General features: G+C 63.2%; 18 protein-coding genes. 9 read left to right on the forward strand and 9 right to left on the reverse strand.

Translation table 11 applies throughout. The features are described from left to right. Positions 1–145: 145 nt before the first annotated feature. Complete coding sequence (locus tag IEX16_RS03545) at positions 146–667, forward strand: hypothetical protein (RefSeq protein ID WP_188706667.1); 522 nt, start codon at positions 146–148, stop codon at positions 665–667. A 249-nt stretch (positions 668–916) separates the two neighbouring features. Here the strand turns inward: IEX16_RS03545 and IEX16_RS03550 are convergent, their stop codons facing one another. The 4 genes from IEX16_RS03550 to IEX16_RS03565 form a co-directional block, all read right to left on the reverse strand. Beyond that, on the reverse strand, positions 917–1,474 hold the full coding sequence (locus IEX16_RS03550) for a Spy/CpxP family protein refolding chaperone (RefSeq protein ID WP_188706669.1): 558 nt from the start codon (positions 1,472–1,474) through the stop codon (positions 917–919). A gap of 393 nt (positions 1,475–1,867) precedes the next feature. Then, positions 1,868–2,533 (reverse strand): PA4824 family protein, encoded by a 666-nt coding sequence (locus IEX16_RS03555; protein ID WP_188706671.1) that lies wholly within the window; start codon positions 2,531–2,533, stop codon positions 1,868–1,870. 71 nt (positions 2,534–2,604) lie between these two features. Beyond that, positions 2,605–3,711, reverse strand: coding sequence for an alkene reductase (locus tag IEX16_RS03560; protein WP_188706672.1), 1,107 nt, complete (start codon positions 3,709–3,711; stop codon positions 2,605–2,607). Positions 3,712–3,816: 105 nt separating this feature from the next. Continuing rightward, positions 3,817–6,504, reverse strand: coding sequence for a GAF domain-containing protein (locus tag IEX16_RS03565; RefSeq protein ID WP_229676151.1), 2,688 nt, complete (start codon positions 6,502–6,504; stop codon positions 3,817–3,819). A 337-nt stretch (positions 6,505–6,841) separates the two neighbouring features. Here IEX16_RS03565 and IEX16_RS03570 point away from each other — a divergent pair, with 337 nt between their 5' ends. Continuing rightward, positions 6,842–7,150, forward strand: coding sequence for a hypothetical protein (locus tag IEX16_RS03570; protein WP_188706676.1), 309 nt, complete (start codon positions 6,842–6,844; stop codon positions 7,148–7,150). 97 nt (positions 7,151–7,247) lie between these two features. Here IEX16_RS03570 and IEX16_RS03575 read toward each other — a convergent pair whose 3' ends face one another. Continuing rightward, complete coding sequence (locus IEX16_RS03575) at positions 7,248–8,096, reverse strand: M14 family murein peptide amidase A (RefSeq protein WP_188706678.1); 849 nt, start codon at positions 8,094–8,096, stop codon at positions 7,248–7,250. Between the two features lie 171 nt (positions 8,097–8,267). On the opposite strand from IEX16_RS03575, the gene IEX16_RS03580 reads away from it, so the two are divergent. Both IEX16_RS03580 and IEX16_RS03585 read left to right on the forward strand, forming a co-directional pair. Then, positions 8,268–8,786 (forward strand): flavin reductase family protein, encoded by a 519-nt coding sequence (locus IEX16_RS03580; RefSeq protein ID WP_188706680.1) that lies wholly within the window; start codon positions 8,268–8,270, stop codon positions 8,784–8,786. Positions 8,787–8,824: 38 nt separating this feature from the next. Beyond that, complete coding sequence (locus IEX16_RS03585; protein WP_188706681.1) at positions 8,825–9,718, forward strand: DMT family transporter; 894 nt, start codon at positions 8,825–8,827, stop codon at positions 9,716–9,718. A gap of 18 nt (positions 9,719–9,736) precedes the next feature. On the opposite strand, the gene IEX16_RS03590 is transcribed toward IEX16_RS03585, so the two are convergent. After that, entirely contained in the window at positions 9,737–11,749 is a 2,013-nt protein-coding gene (locus IEX16_RS03590; RefSeq protein WP_188706683.1) for an acetoacetate--CoA ligase, read from the reverse strand. Between the two features lie 108 nt (positions 11,750–11,857). Between IEX16_RS03590 and IEX16_RS03595 the strand changes: the two genes are divergently transcribed. The 3 genes from IEX16_RS03595 to IEX16_RS03605 all read left to right on the forward strand — a co-directional run bounded on the left by IEX16_RS03595 (position 11,858) and on the right by IEX16_RS03605 (position 15,101). After that, positions 11,858–12,460, forward strand: coding sequence for a TetR/AcrR family transcriptional regulator (locus tag IEX16_RS03595; RefSeq protein ID WP_188706685.1), 603 nt, complete (start codon positions 11,858–11,860; stop codon positions 12,458–12,460). A 372-nt stretch (positions 12,461–12,832) separates the two neighbouring features. Then, positions 12,833–13,717 carry an alpha/beta hydrolase gene (locus tag IEX16_RS03600; RefSeq protein WP_188706686.1) on the forward strand — a complete coding sequence of 295 codons (885 nt, stop codon included), beginning with the start codon at positions 12,833–12,835 and terminating at the stop codon, positions 13,715–13,717. A gap of 82 nt (positions 13,718–13,799) precedes the next feature. Further along, positions 13,800–15,101, forward strand: a complete 1,302-nt coding sequence (locus IEX16_RS03605) for a solute carrier family 23 protein (RefSeq protein ID WP_188706688.1) — start codon at positions 13,800–13,802, stop codon at positions 15,099–15,101. A gap of 2 nt (positions 15,102–15,103) precedes the next feature. On the opposite strand, the gene IEX16_RS03610 is transcribed toward IEX16_RS03605, so the two are convergent. Both IEX16_RS03610 and IEX16_RS03615 read right to left on the reverse strand, forming a co-directional pair. Further along, positions 15,104–15,454: a hypothetical protein gene (locus IEX16_RS03610; protein WP_188706690.1), complete on the reverse strand. Its 351-nt coding sequence runs from the start codon at positions 15,452–15,454 to the stop codon at positions 15,104–15,106. A 184-nt stretch (positions 15,455–15,638) separates the two neighbouring features. Then, positions 15,639–16,928 (reverse strand): glycine zipper domain-containing protein, encoded by a 1,290-nt coding sequence (locus tag IEX16_RS03615; RefSeq protein ID WP_188706692.1) that lies wholly within the window; start codon positions 16,926–16,928, stop codon positions 15,639–15,641. A 115-nt stretch (positions 16,929–17,043) separates the two neighbouring features. Between IEX16_RS03615 and IEX16_RS03620 the strand changes: the two genes are divergently transcribed. Then, on the forward strand, positions 17,044–17,466 hold the full coding sequence (locus IEX16_RS03620; protein WP_188706694.1) for a hotdog fold thioesterase: 423 nt from the start codon (positions 17,044–17,046) through the stop codon (positions 17,464–17,466). A gap of 79 nt (positions 17,467–17,545) precedes the next feature. Here IEX16_RS03620 and IEX16_RS03625 read toward each other — a convergent pair whose 3' ends face one another. Beyond that, positions 17,546–18,124, reverse strand: a complete 579-nt coding sequence (locus tag IEX16_RS03625) for a cob(I)yrinic acid a,c-diamide adenosyltransferase (RefSeq protein ID WP_188706696.1) — start codon at positions 18,122–18,124, stop codon at positions 17,546–17,548. Between the two features lie 167 nt (positions 18,125–18,291). On the opposite strand from IEX16_RS03625, the gene IEX16_RS03630 reads away from it, so the two are divergent. Continuing rightward, positions 18,292–18,609: an EF-hand domain-containing protein gene (locus IEX16_RS03630; RefSeq protein WP_188706698.1), complete on the forward strand. Its 318-nt coding sequence runs from the start codon at positions 18,292–18,294 to the stop codon at positions 18,607–18,609. Positions 18,610–18,627: the final 18 nt, after the last annotated feature.

Below are 18,627 nucleotides of genomic sequence, written 5' to 3' on the forward strand. Positions count from 1 at the left end.
TGCCCCGTTTGCGGCTTCCGTCCTACGTCGGGCCAGCCGCTCAACCGATAGTTCTGACGCGTTCAGCGACATAAATTAGAAGTGTGGGGGCGCTCAGAGAGCGACACCTCTCACAAGGTCCCCCTTAACAATCCAAGGAAACATGATGAACAAGACAACACAATCGATTCTGCTGGTCGCCATGATGGCCACCGCTGGTTTTGCGAATGCACAAACCACCACCAACCCGACGCCAGCTCAAGGCGGCTCCACAACGGTGCCGCGGGCCGCTGATGCTGGCACCATGCCCGCCACGCGCGCTGAAGTCAAAAGCGAAATAAACACCAACTCAGGCGCCAAAGTCGGGGCTCCTGCTCAAGGTGGTGGCACTCCCTCCGGTGCAGCCATGCCTGCTGGTAGCGGCGGCATGTCGGCCAACACCCGTGCTGAAGTAAAAGCCCAGGTGCCCGGCGGCAGCAAAGCCGGTGCGAGCGCCCAAGGCGACTCGACGGTTTCTGGCTCCATGGCCCCAGGCGGTTCAAAAACAAGCTCCACGACTTCTGCCGAGCGTAAGGCCGCCCGGGCAGAACGCAAAGCCGCTCGCCAAGCCAAACGTAACGCTACAACCACCTCCGGCAAGGGCTCGGATTCCGGCCCCAGCTCCACCGCACGCACTGCGCCTCAGTAAGCCGTCAACTTGACGGCCAGGCCCTCCCCGGCTTGGAAAAACGCCCGTTTCGCAAGAACCGGGCGTTTTTTTGTCTGTGCGCAGCATGCTGGTCGGTCGTGCCGGCGATCTGGACAAACTGATAAGCAGTGGCTTGTTGCAGACGTTGCTGGCCGGATAACAGGATTGACATAAAAAAGGCCTGGGCAGGTCTGTCACGACATGCACAGGCCCTGTCCGGCGCAACTGGGTGGCGCCGGTGCTTCACACTCAGCCGTTGTGGTGACCGTGGTGGCCACCGTGGCCCTTGCCGCCGCGACCCATGCGCTGCGTATCAAAGACCTTTTGCTGGTCGGCGTTCAAGGCAGCGTAGAAGCTCTTCGTCGCATCGCCGCGCTTGGTCATGACCGCGTTCATCTCGGTCATGCGCTGGGAGCGCAGCGCGTTCATTTTGTCGATGCGCTGGGGCGTGGTCAGCTTTTCGAACTCGGCGCGCATCGCCGCGTGGTCAGGGCGCTGGGCAGCATTGCGTGCCTGTGGCTGCAGAGCCGTCGTGTAGGCTGACCAGGCGCCTTCCTGCGCGGGGGTGATGGCCAGTTTGGCCTTGAGTTCAGCCTGGTGCATGACCATTCGCGCCTGCATCTTGGCCGGATCGTGGCGATGCTGCCCGTGGTGGCCGGCTTGCGGACCAGGTTGGGCTCGCGCGCTTGCGGCTGCAGGCGCGGCGGGCGCCACAGTTTGTGCCACAGCGGCCAGACTGGTAGCAGCCATGATGCCGGCCAGAACCAGGGAGTTGACGGATTTCAGGGGTTTGAAAACGGAGGTCATGAGCGCGTCCTTTCGGTTGTAAGACAAGCCTGCTGCCGACACGGCGTCAGGTTGAAAGCGAGTTTGCGTGGCCCGTGTAAGGACGCCGTGACGCGAGCGTGAGGATTTCGTAAAGTTTTTTGTCCATGTGCGGATATCTTCGGCCGCAGCCGTGTGCTTCCGGTTAAGGGGAAAAAGTGCTTCGAGCCCATGTCCAGTGAACCCGGACAGCTATCAAAAGATGAGCGCCGAGGACCGGTGAGGTGCTGACCAGGACGGTGAGTTCGGAAGATCGCCGCTCCCGGAGCACGGCGCCTGGCTCCGGCCTCGACCTGTTCTTTTTTGACCAAAAAGGGTTCCTGGCCCTTTGATGACGGGCCTGAACAGCTATGAAAATCGTAGAACCGGGACGATTCAGAATTGGCGCACAAAGCCCAGGCTGTAAAGCCGCTCGCGCCCGTCGCCCAGGCGCGTGCGGCCTATGCTACCGTCCAGTTGCCAGCCCGGCGCCACCTCAGTGCGCAGCCCGAGCTGGACCACGGGCGCACTCTGCTTTTGCCCAAACCACTCGGCGTGAGCGGTGAAGCGGCCCAATTCACGCTCGAGCGCCAGACCCCAGGTCCGCAGACTGGGTCCGCCAGGGTTGCGGACCGCGCCGGTATTGAGGTGGGCAGCGCCGCCCTCGTGGTTGCAGCTAAGCAGACCATTGAGGACAGAGGTGGTGCCCGCCGTGCCGGTGGTTTGCGAGACACCCACACTTGCGCCCAGATTACAGCTCCCGTCGCGAGAAGGACTTAACAGAAACTTGCCTTGCAGCGCCGTGCTGCGGGTGTGCTGGCGACTATCGCGCGACAGGCTGGCGCTGAGCCCGACCCCGGCGGCAGGCGAGTAAGTGGGCCCCACGGTCCAGCCGCGTATCCCACCGGGTTGACGCGCATACCAGGCATCGATGTGCCCGGTGCCGGCATCGTCCACCCCGGCATCGTCGACGGTTAGCGGCCGGCCGGCCTGCGCCTGGCCCGTCAAGCCGGCGGCCAGTAACAGCATGCTGAGTGACAAGGCCGCACTGTGGTTTCTCATACGGCTGATTCTAGGGCCGGGACGTTACAAAGTGTTCGAAAGCCTGCCTTGACTTGCAAACGTCGCAGTTGCTATTTGGCCAGCACGGGATAGTCGGTATAGCCCTTGGTGCCGCCGCCGTAAAAAGTCGTTTTGTCCGGCGTATTGAGCGGCGCGCCGGCTTTGAGCCTTTCAACCAGGTCGGGGTTGGCGATGTAGGGCCGGCCAAAAGCGACCAGGTCGTCACCTTCTGCCACAGCTTTTTCGGCCAGCGCCTTGTCATAACTGTTGTTGACCATCCATGCGCCCTTGCCGCCCGCCCTGCGATAGGCCAGCTTGAGCGCGGCGTAGTCAAACGGCCGGTCGGCGATCTCGCGCGGGCCGCCGGTGGCGCCTTCGATGATGTGGACATAGGCCAGGTTGAGCGTAGCCAACTGGCGCACCACGTGGTCAAAAAGCGGCTGCGGGTCCGAATCGTGCGCATCGTTGGCGGGCGTCACCGGTGACAGGCGGATGCCGGTGCGGCCGCCGCCGACGGCGCCGGTGACGGCGCGCGTCACTTCCAGCAGCAGGCGGGCGCGGTTCTCGATGCTGCCGCCGTAGTCGTCGCTGCGCTGGTTGCTGCCGTCCTTGAGAAACTGGTCCAGCAAATAGCCGTTGGCGCCGTGTATTTCGACGCCGTCAAAACCAGCGGTCTCGACCGCGTTACGGGCAGCCGCCTGGTAAGCATGCACGATGCCTGGCAGTTCCTCGGCTTTCAGCGCACGCGGCTCCGAGGTGTCGACAAAGGCCGGCACGCCGTCCTTGATCAGCACGGTTTTGGTCTTGGCGGTGATGGCCGAGGGCGCTACCGGCTTGCCGCCGTCCGGCTGCAGCTCGGTGTGCGAGACGCGGCCCACATGCCATAGCTGCACCACGATTTTGCCGCCCTTGTCGTGCACGGCCTGGGTGACTTTTTTCCAGCTGTCGAGTTGCTCCGTGCCATACAGGCCGGGCACATCCGAATAACCCTGGCCCTGATGGCTGATGGCGGTGGCCTCGGTGATCAGCAGGCCGGCGCTGGCACGCTGCGCGTAATAGGTTTGCGCGATGTCCGGCGGGATGGCGTTGGGCGAACGGTTGCGCGTGAGCGGCGCCATGACGATGCGATTGGCGAGCTCAAGGTCGCCCGCTTGGTTGGTGTCGAACAGGGTGGGCATAGGGAAAGTCCGTGGTTGTGGAAGTTGTCTGAAACAGCTTGCAGTGTGCGGCGAGTTGAATTGGCTTGTGCAACACGGGTTGCTGGATTCATGTTAGCGGGCACGCTATCTGCACATGTCTGCGCCTGCCCGCGCCGCAGGGGGGTGGTTGTTCGGCGCTTGCCTAATCGCGCGGCCTGCCAGTGTGAAATAAAACGTGGCGCCCTGGCCCGGTGCCGACTCGGCCCAGACCTTGCCCCCATGGCGCGTCACGATGCGGTGCACGGTGGCCAGGCCGATGCCGGTGCCTTCAAACTCGGCCACTGTGTGCAGGCGCTGGAAAGCACCAAACAGTTTTTCCGAATAGGCCATGTCGAAGCCGGCGCCGTTGTCGCGCACCACATACACATCCTGGCCTTCGCTGCCTTGCTCGCGCCCGAAGCTGATCCGGGTTTGCGGCTGCCCGGCGCTGAATTTCCAGGCGTTGCCCAGCAGGTTGTCGAGCAGTTGCCGGAGCAGGCGCGCATCGCCCTGAACCTGCACATCAGGCGCGATCTGCAACTGCGCCGAGCGGCCGGGCTCCCGCTCCTGGTATCCGTTCAACACCTCCTGGGCCAGGGCGCTGAGGTTGACGCTGTCCCAACGCAAGCTGGTTTTTGACACCTGGGCCAGCGACAGCAGGGCGTTGATCAGTTCGCCCATTTGCCCGATGCCAGCGCGGATACGCGACAGATAGTGCTGGCCGCGTGCAGAGGTCAAGCCTGCCGCACTGATGTCCTTGGCCAGCAGTCCGCTGAAGCCGTCGATGGCCGACAGCGGCGTGCGCAGGTCGTGGGACACCGAGTACGAGAAGGCTTCGAGCTCCTGGTTGGCAGCCTCCAGCTGCGCCGTGCGCTGGCGCACGCGTTCTTCCAGTTCCGCGTTAAGCCGCAGGATTTCGTCCTGGGCCTGCTTGCGCTCCAGCCGCGAACGCAGGTTGCCTATGCCAAAGGCCAGGTTGTCCGCCAGCTCCTGCAGCAGCTTGACTTCCTCGGGAGCCAGTTTTTCCACAGTTGGGGAGTAAAGGCCGAGCAAGCCAAAAGTGCGATTGGTGTCGCGCAGGGGCAAAAACACAGCGCTGCGGTAACCCTGCTGCAGGGCCCTCTCGCTCCAGTAGAACTGGTTGTCGCTCTGCGTGATGTCCTCGCTGACCTTGACCTCGCCGCTGCGTATGGTTTGACCGGCCGGCCCGCGGCCGGTCGGCTGCCCGCCATCCCAGGTCAGCACAATGCTGGACAGGTAACCCGCATCGTGGCCGGCACGGGCCATCGGCAAGATGCTGCGCGCCTCGTCGTCCTGCGCATAACCGACCCAGGCCATCCGGTAGCCGCCCACATCGACCGCCAGGCGGCAAACCTGCATCAACAACTCAACCTCGTCGTCCATGCGTGTCAAGGCCGCGTTGCAGCGACTGAGCATTTGCAGCGCACGGTTGGTGCGCGCCAGCTCCCGGTCCGCCAGCTTGCGGTCCGTGATGTCGCGCGCAGTTCCGACGATGCGCTCAACCGCGCCCTCCGCATTCATGACCGGGTAGGAGTGGTCGCGGATCCAGCGGGTTCCTCCGTCGGGGCGAACAATGCGGTATTCGAGTTTGGTGATTTCGCCACGCGCCTGCCCCTGCTTGGCACTGGCCTCAAGCAACCGGTCCTCCGGATGGATGGCATCGCAGTAGGACTGCGGCTGGGCATACAGGCTGTCCCGGCTGCTGCGCCAAAGCACTTCATACGCGCGGTTGATGTACAGAAAACGTCCGCTCACGAAATCCCGGTTGTAAAACACGTCCTCCAGGTTTTCAGCAAGCTCCCGAAAACGCGCCTCGCTGTCGCGCAACGCTTCTTGCGCGCGCCTGCGTTCGATGGCGATACGGGCCAGATGTACGGCGGTTTCAATGAATTCGAACTCCTCCGGCTGGGGCCGGTGCGGCGCACGGTGGTAGATCGCAAAAGTGGCCAGTACCGCCCCCTGCGTCGACAACACGGGCGTGGACCAGCACGCCTGCACGCCAGATTCGCGCAACACCGCCAGGTAATCCTGCATCAGCCGATCGGTGGCGACATCTTCCACCACGACAGGCCTCCTGCGGAACGCGGCCGTGCCGCAAGCCCCTGCCCCTTCGCCGATCACCAGCCCGTCAACCTGCCGGTTGAGACTGTCCGGCAGGCTGGGCGCTGCGCCATGACGCAATTGCCTGCCCTCCAGCAGCGAGATGGCGCACAGGCTGCCGGGCGCCCGGTTCTCTATCAGCCGCACAATGGCTTCGAGCGACTGCGCCAGCGGAACCCCCGACGCCATCAACTCCAGTACCCGCTCCTGGGCATGGGAAAAGTCCTCAGTGCGCTTGCGCTCGGTGATGTCTGTGAACACCACCAGTCCGCCGATTAACTGGTGCGCATCACCGTGCAATGGCCGCAGGCTGACTTGCAACACCTGGTCGCCGGCTTCGGGCGTGCGCATCAGCACCTCCCAGTTGTCCACGCTCTCACCGCGCAGGGCGCGGCTCAGCGGAAGCTCCGCTGGAGCGTAAAGCGTTTTGCCGTCGAGCGTCAACAACGCATGTTGATCGCGCCATGCGGTCAGCGTTGTGCCGGACTCGTGGTGCGGAAACATTTTTTTCGCCGCTGCGCTGAACAGCAGAATTCGGCCATCCGTATCAGCGGCGATCACGCCTTCGGTCATGCTGTTGATGATCGAGTCAAGCAGCCGATGCTCGCGGCCAACGCGAGCCAGCGTGTCGGCCGTGCGCATCGACTGCTGCATCTGCAAGGAATCGGCCAAGCGATTAAAAGCTCGAGCCAGGGCAAGGCGAGAGCGACGTCCCCAGGAACTCAACATGCCATTGCCTTGTGTCTTTCTGCTCTGGTTTTCCGCGGCAACCGCCGCAGGAGGTCCGCCGGGCAAGGCGAACACGCGATATTGGGGCCAACCCCATCGTAGTACCTTGGCTCGCGCTTGGACAGGGCATACATCCCGTTGTTACAAGCAAGGCATTCCGTCTTCCGCAGACCTTGCCAGCCTCCTACAGCCGCCGCACCCCTGTGCTGACAGACTGCTCGTTGCGGGGCGGACACAGTCAGGGTCTGCAACAATTTTGTTGCCTGCAAGAAAGCACACCATGGCCCAACGCACTCCCGCCACGGCGGCGCCGAACACCCCCTCGGTCGCACCCGGAACCGGCGACGGCATGCCCCCCAAAAGCCCGGCACCGGGGCGCGCCCGGCCAGGCCGGGCGGAATCGCCGGCAGACGCCTCCGACGAAGCCAGCCTGGCGCTGCCGCATGAGCGCGACCAATCTACCGACATGACCAGCGCAGCGCCGGACCCGCACATGCGGCAAGCCCACGCCGACCTGCGGCGCGGCTTGCAGGACACGGGCAAAAGCCCGGCCATGGATGCGGCGTACGACAAGCTCAAGCGCCGCTGAGCAGGTTTTTTGCCTGATCCACGGCCACTTTTGCTATTATTTTTATAGCTGCTTGCCCTTGTCCGGCATGGGCCAGAGCCTGATTTTCTTGTAAAACTCAGGGCAAACGCGGCGAGCGCTGCAACTCGGAGGAGGTCATGCGTTCACTCATCCAGCGCTGCAAGTCCAGCCACATCTGGCGCATCTCCGCGTCCAGCGGCGTGCGTGTGGAGTTGGGCAGCTCGATGGTGACCACCGGCACGCCCTTGTGCACGCCGCCGTAGTTGCCCAATGAGCCGGGGAAAATACCGACCTGGTCCAGATAAAGGCGGCCCAGCTTGGACGGTGGCACTGACGGACCGTCGAAATCCAGCACCCCATAGGGCGCATGGATGCTGACAATCAGGTTGGGTCTGAAGCGCTGCATCTCGCTGTGCAAAAACGCCGACTCCGGCTCTGACAGCGGCTTGGGTCCAGGCCAGCGACGCGGGTCTTTGCGGGTACGTTTTTCCCAGTAAACCCTGGCATCGCGCTCCCAGTTAGGCGTCGGAAAATTGCGGTTCAGGTCCACGCCGTTGGCATTGACACGGCGCGGCGGCGTGGCCAGCAGGCCGTCGGGGTTGAGCGCCGGCACAAAACGCCAGTGAATCGCCTGCGACCAGGGCGCCGTCATCTGTTCGGCCAGCTGGATCCAGTGCAGGGCCACCGATGCCGAGGACAACTCATCGCCATGGATGGCGCCCAGCACCAGCACGCGCAGGCGTGCATCGTCGGGCTGGATGTCGCGCATCCAGATCGGCTGGCCCTTGACGGAGCGGGCAGCCGTGGCTTCCAGCTTGGCCGCCTCACACAAGCTGCGCTTGACGTTGGGCAGCTTGCGCACAAATTCGTCGCACGGCGCTGCCGCATGCGCCGACAAGGCGAGGGCGGCGGTCAGCAGCAACGCGAGACAACAAGAAGTACGCATGGCCGGATTTTAGCGACCGTCGCACGGCCAGCGGCAAGCGCTGTCACGCCCCGGAGCGTGGGCTCAAGGAAGCGCTGAACAAGCGCCCTGCGGCGTGCAATCATCCAGACTTGGGCGGTCGCCGCACATCCGCAAGGACTTATTCAGCGCTTCCTCGGGTAAATTACAGCCATGTCGCCCTCCGTCTCCCCCCGCCAAGCTGGCCGTCCGAGTTTTTCAACGCGCGAGTTTCGTGCGTCGCTGGCCATGTTTGCCACCGGGGTCACGATTGTGACGGCACGCGCCGCCAGCGGCGAGTTGATCGGCCTGACCGCCAACTCCTTCAACTCGGTGTCGCTGGAGCCGCCGCTGGTACTCTGGAGTCTGGCGCGGGCGGCCGGCTCCTTGCCCGCGCTGAGCACCGGTTCGCACTATGCGATCAACATCCTGGCGGCCGACCAGAAAGAGCTGGCCGAGCGTTTTGCCGCGAGACGCGAAGACCGCTGGGCCGGCGTTGCCTGGATCGAAGGTGCCGGCGGTGCACCGCTGTTGACCGGCGCCGCCGCCGTCTTCGAATGTTTCAACCGCAGCCGCTACGAAGAAGGCGATCATGTGATTTTTGTCGGTGAGGTCGAACGCTGCAGCCACCGCGCAGGTGCGGCGCCGCTGCTGTTTCACGGCGGGCGGTTTTACACCGAGCACCCTTTGTAACGCTGAAACACGCCAACGGACTGGCAGCACGCCCATTCATGACTTCACGCAAAACCCATCTCGACACCCTGTCCATTTCCCTGCTGCTGGCCTGCTGCCTGTTCTGGGGCTTCCAGCAGGTGCTGGTCAAGGCGACGCTGGCCGAAGTGGCGCCGGCCTTCCAGGCGGCCATCCGTTTTGCCGGCGCCACAGTACTGCTGCTTCTGTGGTGCGTTTGGCGCGGCGTCAAATTGTTCCGTGCTGACGGCTCGCTGCGCGCGGGGTTGCTGGCGGGCAGCCTGTTTGCTGCGGAGTTTGCCTGCCTTTATGTCGGCTTGCAGTACACCAGTGCGTCACGGCTCACGGTGTTTCTGTACACCTCGCCGTTCTGGGTGGCAGCCTTGTTGCCGATCTGGGTGAAGTCGGAAACGCTGCGGCCCGTGCAATGGCTGGGCCTGGCCTGTGCGTTTGCAGCCGTGGCTTTTGCGCTGCGCGAGGGTTTCAGCGCCGGCGGCGCATCGACCTGGCTGGGCGACGTGATGGCGCTGGTGGCCGGCATGTTGTGGGGCCTGACCACGGTGGTCATACGCGCGTCCTCGCTGGCCAGGGTATCGGCGGAAAAACTGCTGTTCTACCAGGTGGGCGTCAGCAGCGTGGCCCTGCCGCTGCTGTCGCTGGCGCTTGGCGAGAAGTGGGTGGGGTCCTTCAGCCCGTTTACCCTCACGTCGCTGGTGCTCCAGACCGTGGTCGGCGCGTTTGCCAGCTACCTGGCGTGGATGTGGATGCTGGGCCGCTACCCCGCGACCAAGATTTCTGTCTTTGCATTTTTGACGCCGCTGTTTGCGCTGCTGTTCGGTGCGCTGTGGCTCAACGAAGCGGCCACCCCCAGCCTGCTGGCGGCGCTGGTGCTGGTGGCGCTCGGCATCGTCCTTGTCAATCGCAAGTCTGCTTGATCGGACAGATGCTGCTGCCTACGCGGCTGCGCGTTTTTGGGCAAATTCAACGTACCAGTCCAGGCACGCCGGGTTGGCCATCGCATCGCGGTTGACTACTTTGTCGATTGGCTGACCCAGCAGCAGCTTTTTGATCGGCAACTCCTGTTTTTTTCCGGACAACGTGCGCGGAATCTCCGCCACTTGAAAAATGTCGTTGGGTACAAAACGCGGCGACAGCGCAATCTTGATGGCGTTGTTGAGCTTGACCCGCATGGCTGCATCGAGCGCCACGCCTTCGCGCAACACCACAAACAGCGGCATGTAGCTGTCGCGCCCCAGGTATTCGAGGTCCACCACCATCGAGTCGATCACCTCGGGCAGGGCCTCGACCGCGCTGTAGAGCTCGCTGGTGCCCATGCGCAGGCCGTGGCGGTTGATGGTGGCGTCCGAGCGGCCATAGATGACGCAGCCGCCAGCGGGTGTGATTTTGAGCCAGTCGCCGTGGCGCCAGACGTTCGGGTACATGTCGAAGTAACTCGACAAATAGCGCTTGTTGCCTTCATCGCCCCAAAAATACAGGGGCATCGAGGGAATTGGCTGGCTGCAGACCAGCTCACCGACTTCGCCGATGACGGGTTCACCGGCTTCGTTCCAGGCCTCCACCGCGCAGCCGAGCAGACGGCACTGCATCTCGCCCGGCACCTGCGGTAACTCGCGGTTACCGCCGATGAACGCGCCGGCAAAATCGGTCCCTCCCGAGATGTTGCACCACCAGATATCGTGGGTGCCGAGCTTGTCAAACTGCGTCGTTCCCCAACGCTGCGACTCTTCTGACAACGGTGACCCTGTTGTGCCCAGCGCGCGAACCTGGCTGAGATCACCGCAGACCGACAAATCAGTTCCTGCTTTCATGCAGTTCCCAAAAAATGCCGCGCCAGCGCCGAAAAACGTTACACCGAGTTGCGCAGCGAAGCGCCACAAGGTGGTCCAGTCCGGCTTGTCCTTGCTGCCGCCCGGGTTGCCGTCGTAGATGCAGCAGGTCGTGCCGTTGAGCAGTCCGCTCATTTGCGCGTTCCACATGACCCAGCCGGTTGAGCTGTACCAGTGGAAGCGTTCACCCCACGAATTTGGCGCGTAGCTGCAGCCGATATCGTTGTGCAGGGTCTTGAGCGCCAGCGCTACGATGACGGTGCCGCCATGCCCGTGCACGATGGGTTTGGGCAGGCCGGTGGTGCCGCTGGAATACACAATCCACAGCGGGTGGTCAAACGGCAGCCACATCGGCTCAAACGCCGTCGTTTCAGCATCATTTCGGGCTGTAGCCAAAGTCAACGATGCAGAGTTAGCTATGGTTTTTGTAGCATCCAGATTGCTATGCACGATCACATGCTGCACGCTGGGCAGGGCAGCGCGCAACTCGTCGAGCACGGCCGTGCGGTCAAAGTCGCGTCCGCCGTAGCTCACACCGTCGCAGGCAATCAACACCCTGGGCTCAATCTGTTTGAAGCGGTCCAGAACGGCGTTGGTGCCCATGTCGGGCGCGCAGATGCTCCAGACGCCGCCCAGGCTCGCCACCGCCAGGAAGGCCACCATGGCTTCGGGAATGTTCGGCAGGTAGGCGGCGACCCGATCTCCGGGCAACACACCCTGCGCTTTCAGGTGCAGGGCCAGCGACGCCACCTGGCGTCGCAACTCGGGCCAACTCAATTCACGCGCCGCCGCGCCCGCCGCGAGGCTTTTTTCGTTGTGGCTGATCAGTGCCGGGAAACCGGCGGCGTCAGCCTTCTCCACATGGCGGAAAACCTGCTGTGCGTAATTGAACTGCGCGCCTGGAAACCAGGTCGCGCCCGGCATGTGATTGCCGGCCAGCACCGCGCTGTGCGGAGTTGGCGACTGCAGATCGAAATAGTCCCAGATGCTTTGCCAGAAAGCATCGAGGTCGGTAACCGACCAGCGCCACAACTCGTCGTAAGCGTTAAAGGACAGGCCATGATTTTTATGCAGCCAGTCCTGATAAAGACGAATTTGGGGAATGTAGGGCGAATCCATGCTTTGAGCTTACTGCGCCGCAAGCCGCGCAAGCCAGCGGGAATGCCCGAAGCACCGCCAAAAACGAGCAGTTTGATTTATTTCGCACAGTTGTGCTAATATTTGTGCATGGATGCCAAAACCCAGAAAAGCGAGATGACCCGCGCCGCGATTGTTGGTGCGGCGCTGGACCTCGCCTCTGCCGACGGGCTCGAAGCGATCACGTTGCAGGCCGTTGCGGACCGGCTGGTTTTGTCCAAGAGCGGCGTGTTTTCGCGCATCGGCTCGCGCGAGGCGCTGCAGAAAGCCGTGATCGAGGAGTTTGGCCGGCGCTTCCTCGCCGATGTCTTTGTACCGGCCATGCAGTTGCCCAAGGGCCTGCCACGGCTGGACGCTGTCATGCAGCGCTGGATCGTGCGCATGCGCGATGTCGAGGTGAAGTCCGGCTGTATCTACACCGCCGGCGCCTTCGAACTCGATGACCGCGAAGGCGAGCTGCGCGATGTGCTGCTGCAGGAAGTGACGCGCTGGCGCGCCGCGCTGCGCCGCACTGTGCAGCAAGCCATCGACGCCGGCCACCTCCTGGCCAATACCGATCCCGAACAGCTCGTCTGTGAAGTCAGCGCCCTCGCCATGGGCCTGCTGCACGACGCGCGCTTTTTGCGCGACCCACGCGCCGCCGAGCGGGCCCTGGCCAGTTGGCAGCGCCTGAAAACCAGTTACCAGGCTTGAGAGCCTAAGCGTCCTTCGCCCATGCCCGCCTTTCACGTCAAAACACCCCCGCTCGTCGTTGCAAATGCGCGCCATGGTCCGAGCCATGGCTGTGCTTTGCGCCTTGATCGGAGGCGTTTTGACGCGCCTTTCGGACAAGGCCGAAAAACGCTTAGGCTCTAAGACCTGACGAGAAGTGATGCCCCACAAGGGCTTTTTGTTCACCCCTATTTCGCACAGCCGTGCGAAGAAAAAAAGGAAATGCCATGTTGCTCCTGGTCGTCCCCCTTGCCCTGTTTGTCCTCGTGCGTACGGTGCGTGCCATCCGCGAATCATTGCGTGGCGTGCCGCGCAGCAACCGCGACTGGATCTGGTACTGAAATGAAACCCGCCATGACACGCAGCTCCCTTGAAGCCACCGCCGCTTTCTACAACACCAGCCCCGTCACCCGGCTGTTCCGCTGGGGTCTGGGCGCATCGCAGCGCCTGTGGCCGGCGCTGGCGGTACGTGCCGCCTATCGCCTGTTCGGCACGCCGCTGCCGCCGCGCTGGCTGGCCCGTCGCCGCGTCTGGCCGGCCGACTGGGCCATCAGCGTCTGGCCGTTTGAAGACGCCAGCATCACGCTGTACACCCGGCCGGTCGCGCCACACGGCCCTGTGGTGCTGCTGGTGCACGGCTGGGGCGGCCACGCCGGTCAGATGCTGGCGCTGGCTGACAGCCTGCAGGCGCAGGGCCTGCGCGCAGTGATCCTTGAAATGCCGGCACATGGCCGCAGCGCCGGCCCGACCAGTAACCTGCCGCAGTTCGCGCGCGCCATCGATTACGCAGCGGCGCGTCTGCAGCAACAGGGTTTCAGCGTGAACGCGGTGGTTGCGCATTCGCTGGGCGCCAACGCCGCGGCCTTTGCCGCCAGCCGCGGCCTGCCGGTGCGCAAGCTGGTTCTGCTGGCACCGCCGGCCTCGCCGCATGAGTACACGCGGCTGTTTGCACAGGTCTTCGGCCTGAGCGAGCGCACTCGTGCCGCAATGCAAAAACGCTTCGAGGCGCGCGAGGGCATCCTGATGCCGCAGTTCGAGCCGCAGGCTGTCGGCCCGCGCATCACCCAGGCCACGCTGGTGGTCCATGACAGGCGCGACAGCATTAACCGCTTCGCCGACGGCGTGGCATTCAGCGAGGCGATCTCCGGCGCAAGCCTGCTGGCGACACAGGATCTTGGGCACAGCCGCATCTTGAAGGACGCCGGCGTGCTGCAGGCTGTAGCTTCCTTTTTGGCCTGAGGCCGCGCAACCACCATCTTGCTCTTGTGTCCGGCTTGCCTTGCGCCTAGCATGGCGCACCTACAACACGAGGAGAACGACGATGGGCATGTTTGGCTGGACGGAAAAAAGTAGCGCGGTACTGCAACAGGGCGGGGTGATCGGGCCGGATGAACGCCTGCCATGGCCGCAGACTGCGGTAATGGGTGTGCAACACGTGATCGCGATGTTCGGCGCCACAGTGCTGGCGCCCATCCTGATGGGTTTCGATCCGAACATTGCGATTCTGATGAGCGGCATCGGTACCTTGATCTTTTTTCTGGCCACCGGCGGCAAGGTGCCCAGTTACCTCGGTTCCAGTTTTGCCTTCATCGGCGTGGTGATTGCCGCCACCGCCTATGCCGGCAAGGGGCCGAATGCCAACATCAGCGTGGCGCTAGGCGGCATCATTGCCTGTGGTGTGCTGTACACGGTCATAGGCGCCATTGTTCAGGCCGTCGGCACTGGCTGGATCGAACGTTTCATGCCACCGGTGGTCACTGGCGCAGTGGTGGCGGTGATCGGCCTTAACCTGGCCGGCATCCCGATCAAGAACATGGCCGCCAGCAATTTCGATTCCTGGATGCAGGTCGTCACTTTCGTCAGCGTCGCGCTGGTGGCGGTGATGACGCGCGGCATGGTGCAGCGCCTGCTGATCCTGGTCGGACTGATCGTGGCGACCCTGATTTATGCGCTGCTGACGAATGGCCTGGGCCTGGGCAAACCGGTGGACCTGTCGGTGATTGCCAATGCCGCGTGGTTCGGCCTGCCGGCTTTCGCCGCGCCAGTGTTCACGATGAACGCGATGCTGCTGATCGGTCCGGTTGCCGTCATCCTGGTGGCCGAGAACCTGGGCCACATCAAGGCCGTCACCGCCATGACCGGCAAAAACCTGGACCGCTACATGGGCCGTGCCTTTATCGGCGATGGCGTGGCGACCATGGTGTCAGGCGCGGCTGGCGGTACGGGCGTCACCACCTACGCGGAGAACATCGGTGTAATGGCCGCCACCAAGATTTACTCGACGGCGGTGTTCCTGGTCGCGGCCCTGATCGCCATCTTGCTCGGCTTCAGCCCCAAGTTCGGCGCGCTGATCCAGGCAATTCCGCTGCCGGTGATGGGCGGCGTCAGCATCGTGGTGTTCGGCCTGATTGCGGTGGCCGGCGCCAGGATCTGGGTTGACAACAAGGTGGACTTTTCAGACAACAAGAACCTGCTGGTCGCGGCCATCACGCTGGTACTGGGCACCGGGGATTTCACGCTGAAGTTCGGCCAGTTCGAGCTCGGCGGGATTGGCACCGCAACCTTTGGCGCCATCTTGTTGTACGCGCTGCTTAACCGCAAGCCGGCCGCAACCGGAAGCTAGAACTAGTCGGCGGTCTCAGCCTTGGCCTTGGCCAGGGCGGCTTTGGTTCTGGCCAGCTCGCGCTCGAGCTCGGCACGTTCGCCGATTTCCTGCTCCAGTACCCGATTGACCTGAGCCAGGTCCTCGGCCGACTCCTGGATTTTGGTTTCCAGCTCATCGCTTTTGCGCAGCGCTTGCGCGACATCGTCGCTTTGTACCTGGTTCGGAAACTCCTGCTTGAGCACGGTGTTGATCACGAACAGCTCGTTCGCCGACTGCTCTACCGTTTCCTTGACGGCCTCGTTCTGGTCAAGCGCGCGCTCCAACGGTGTGGGCACGGTAGAAGAAGAAGACGAGGACTGCTGCTGGGGCATGGCGAAGGGCGGAGGTTAAACAGGAAATACCGGCTGTGCAGGGCTTGGAACGCACCAAGTCTGGCCTGCTTCCAAAACCCGTTACCAATATATCACTCTCTGCACAGTGTCGAAACAGTGAAAGCCCCGCAACCCCCTAGGGCTTACGGGCGGCCCCTGCGCCATCTCGCTGCGCCCGATCCCCTCAAGGCGATGCTTTTTTGGGCAATGCCGCAGCACCTTTTTTCGGCTCTGGCTCCGGGCCGAAGATTTTGCCCAGGGTGGCGCCTATGCGCGCGCCTATGGCCGTGCCTATGCCTGGCAACACCGCCGTGCCCACCACCGCGCCAGCCACTGCGCCAGCCGGCGCGGACACCTTGACATTTTCAAACGGGCCAGAGACCTTCAGCGGCACACCGATCACACCATCGACCAGGTCGACCGCAAACTCGGACTCGATCTGGCGGTTTGCAATCCGGGCCTGGCCCGACGCGGTCAGAGCGCCGGAGGTGGCCTTGACGCCGGTATAAGTCACGACTATGCCTTGCGGCGTGTTTTGCGTGTCCATCTGGCCGGTCACCGTGTCCAGTGGGGTCTGTCCGGCGTAGTCCCTGCCGAGGCTGCGCACCGCCTTGTCCAGGTCGAAGCGCAGCAGCATGGCGCGGCGCATGCTGAAGATGGTTTTGGTGTGCAGCGATTGCGCGAGCTCGCCCACGGTGTCGCCATCGGCCAGCAGCGAGGTGTCGCCTGATGCCTGGCCCGAAATCACGGAGTTGCGGTTGAAGGCGGCCATCGCGCTGGCGACCTCCACGCCCTGCGGTTTGAGCGTGCCCTCCAGACGCAGCCGGCCCTTGTCGCGAGTCTTGATTTCGACCTCGCCATCCGCCGTGCCGCCGCCGACGCGGATTTGTGTGGTCCAGCGATCTTCCTGGCCCTGCCGGGTCAGCCTCAAATCGGTAGCCGGTTGCACACCGGGTCTGCGCAACTGGGCCTGACGCGGACGCCAGGCCGGGTCGAAATCGACTTCACCGTCGAACACCACGGCCATGCCACGGCGCGAGATCCAGGTCACATCGCGAAACACCAGGCGCCCCAGCACCGTGGCGTCCGGATTGCTCCGCGCGATGCTCGGCCCCTTGTCCAGCGCCCGCAGGGACAATTGCGGAAGTACCGCACCATCCAGATCGGCACTGTCGAACTGCAGCCGGCCGTCAAGCAAAGCCGGCAGACTGGGGTGGAGCGTCAGCTTTTTGATGGTGATCGCCGGGGTCTGGCGGGTCGCTACATCACGGACCACGACTGCGGGAACCGGGAACAGGCGCCAGTCCAGTGCGCCGACCGTGACTGGAACGCCAAGCCTGGCCTCCAGTTCCACAGAGGCTTTCGCAGCGAGTTCCTCGTCACTGGGCAGCAGCAGCACCAGCGCCAGCCAGCCGCCCACCAGCAGCGCAAGCAGCACGCCAGCGGCAACCATCCATTTATTTCTAGCTTGCATGCATGTCTTTCGGTTGACTCGGTCCCAGTTCGCTAGCCTAACCGGCTCCGGCCGCACCGCTGTAGGCGGCAATCTCTTTATAGTCAGAGCATTCAAGCCTTTTTGGAACTGCGCCATGCCTGTCTGGAAAAGACCGATCTCCGTTGAACTGCTTACCCTCAACAACGCCAACAGCGCGGTGACGCACTTGGGCATCGAATTCCTTGAGGTCGGCGACGACTTCATACGCGCCCGCGTGCCGGTCGACGAACGCACACGCCAGCCCTACGGCCTGTTACATGGCGGCGTTTCGGTGGTGCTGGCCGAAACCCTGGGCTCCTGCGGCGCCGCCTTTGCCGCGCCCGAGGGCTACCGCACCGTCGGCCTGGACATCAACGCCAATCACCTCAAGGGCACGACCAGCGGCTGGGTCACGGGCATCACGCGCCCGGTACACATTGGCCGCAGCACCCAGGTCTGGGCGATTGAACTGACCAACGACGTCGGCGAACTGACCTGCGTGTCACGCATCACAATGGCGATGCTGCAGCCAAAGTAACCCGTCCTACAAGCTAAATCGGCCTCCAGCCCATGCCATACCGGCGCAAGCAGCTATCAATAAAGTAGCATTGCGGGAGTTATTCCGTGTCGGTCCGCGCCAAACGCTCGCTTTTCCAATACACGTCGTCGCCGCCCTTCCCATCCGGTCTATTTCGGTTGAGCACGCGTGACAACACGAACAGCAGATCACTCAGCCGGTTCAGATACTGGCGAGGCGATTCCTTCAGGGTCTCGGCCTGGTCCAGCGCCACCACCGCGCGTTCGGCGCGCCGCGCCACCGTGCGGCAGACGTGCGCAAGTGATGCGGCGCGTGAACCGGCCGGCAAAATGAATTCCGCCAGGCGCGGCAGCCTGGCGTTGTATTTTTCCAGCGCCGCGTCCAGCAGTGCCACCGCCTCCGGCTTGAGCAGCTCGAAGCCCGGAATCGACAACTCGCCGCCAAGGTTGAACAGCTGATGCTGCACTTCGACCAGCAGTTCGCGGACATCGGGCTGCATCTCTTCGCACAGCAGCACGCCGATCTGCGAGTTCAGTTCGTCAACATCACCCATGGCATGCACACGCAAGCTGTTCTTGGAAACGCGGGTGTTGTCGCCTAGCCCGGTAGTGCCGTTGTCACCGGTGCGGGTAGCGATTTGTGAAAGTCGGTTGGCCATGGTGTGTGGGTTGGTGATCGCAGCGTGGCTAACGGGCCGCGTTACGCGAAGCAAGAAAATGTGTGCGGGTCGGTCCGGATGTCAGCGATGCAACGCCCTGCAAAAGAGCTGGCGGGACAGCACCGGCTGAGCTGCAATAGCCCCTCATTCATTTTTAGGACAACTGCATGCAGATTCAAAAACATTCTATTCCCAACTCCCTCACCTTTGACAAGCGCAGCGTGCTGTTGCTGGCACTGTTGACCCTGGGCACGGCTGCCGCGGTGCGGGCACAGACAGCGCCTGGCACCGCCATCCCGCCTAATCGCGCCACGTCGCAGGATCTGGAAGCCGCCTTCAAGCGCGCCGACCTCAACCAGGACGGCAAGCTCAGCCGCCAAGAGGCCGAGTTCTTTCCCGCCGTGGTGCAACGCTTTGAGCAGATCGACAGCAACCGTGACAGCTTTATTTCGCTGGACGAATTCAGCCGGGCGGCTAACTCCTGACACGCATTTTTTTAAGTT

The sequence above is a fragment of the Polaromonas eurypsychrophila genome, from assembly GCF_014641715.1.
Classification (GTDB): domain Bacteria; phylum Pseudomonadota; class Gammaproteobacteria; order Burkholderiales; family Burkholderiaceae_C; genus Polaromonas; species Polaromonas eurypsychrophila.

What these genes read in the sequence shown, in the direction of transcription:
- IEX16_RS03545 (WP_188706667.1), top strand. Translation starts at nt 146, where the DNA reads ATGAACAAGACAACACAATCGATTCTGCTGGTCGCCATGATGGCCACC.
- IEX16_RS03550 (WP_188706669.1), bottom strand. Translation starts at nt 1,474, where the DNA reads ATGACCTCCGTTTTCAAACCCCTGAAATCCGTCAACTCCCTGGTTCTG.
- IEX16_RS03555 (WP_188706671.1), bottom strand. Translation starts at nt 2,533, where the DNA reads ATGAGAAACCACAGTGCGGCCTTGTCACTCAGCATGCTGTTACTGGCC.
- IEX16_RS03560 (WP_188706672.1), bottom strand. Translation starts at nt 3,711, where the DNA reads ATGCCCACCCTGTTCGACACCAACCAAGCGGGCGACCTTGAGCTCGCC.
- IEX16_RS03570 (WP_188706676.1), top strand. Translation starts at nt 6,842, where the DNA reads ATGGCCCAACGCACTCCCGCCACGGCGGCGCCGAACACCCCCTCGGTC.
- IEX16_RS03575 (WP_188706678.1), bottom strand. Translation starts at nt 8,096, where the DNA reads ATGCGTACTTCTTGTTGTCTCGCGTTGCTGCTGACCGCCGCCCTCGCC.
- IEX16_RS03580 (WP_188706680.1), top strand. Translation starts at nt 8,268, where the DNA reads ATGTCGCCCTCCGTCTCCCCCCGCCAAGCTGGCCGTCCGAGTTTTTCA.
- IEX16_RS03585 (WP_188706681.1), top strand. Translation starts at nt 8,825, where the DNA reads ATGACTTCACGCAAAACCCATCTCGACACCCTGTCCATTTCCCTGCTG.
- IEX16_RS03590 (WP_188706683.1), bottom strand. Translation starts at nt 11,749, where the DNA reads ATGGATTCGCCCTACATTCCCCAAATTCGTCTTTATCAGGACTGGCTG.
- IEX16_RS03595 (WP_188706685.1), top strand. Translation starts at nt 11,858, where the DNA reads ATGGATGCCAAAACCCAGAAAAGCGAGATGACCCGCGCCGCGATTGTT.
- IEX16_RS03600 (WP_188706686.1), top strand. Translation starts at nt 12,833, where the DNA reads ATGACACGCAGCTCCCTTGAAGCCACCGCCGCTTTCTACAACACCAGC.
- IEX16_RS03605 (WP_188706688.1), top strand. Translation starts at nt 13,800, where the DNA reads ATGGGCATGTTTGGCTGGACGGAAAAAAGTAGCGCGGTACTGCAACAG.
- IEX16_RS03610 (WP_188706690.1), bottom strand. Translation starts at nt 15,454, where the DNA reads ATGCCCCAGCAGCAGTCCTCGTCTTCTTCTTCTACCGTGCCCACACCG.
- IEX16_RS03615 (WP_188706692.1), bottom strand. Translation starts at nt 16,928, where the DNA reads ATGCAAGCTAGAAATAAATGGATGGTTGCCGCTGGCGTGCTGCTTGCG.
- IEX16_RS03620 (WP_188706694.1), top strand. Translation starts at nt 17,044, where the DNA reads ATGCCTGTCTGGAAAAGACCGATCTCCGTTGAACTGCTTACCCTCAAC.
- IEX16_RS03625 (WP_188706696.1), bottom strand. Translation starts at nt 18,124, where the DNA reads ATGGCCAACCGACTTTCACAAATCGCTACCCGCACCGGTGACAACGGC.
- IEX16_RS03630 (WP_188706698.1), top strand. Translation starts at nt 18,292, where the DNA reads ATGCAGATTCAAAAACATTCTATTCCCAACTCCCTCACCTTTGACAAG.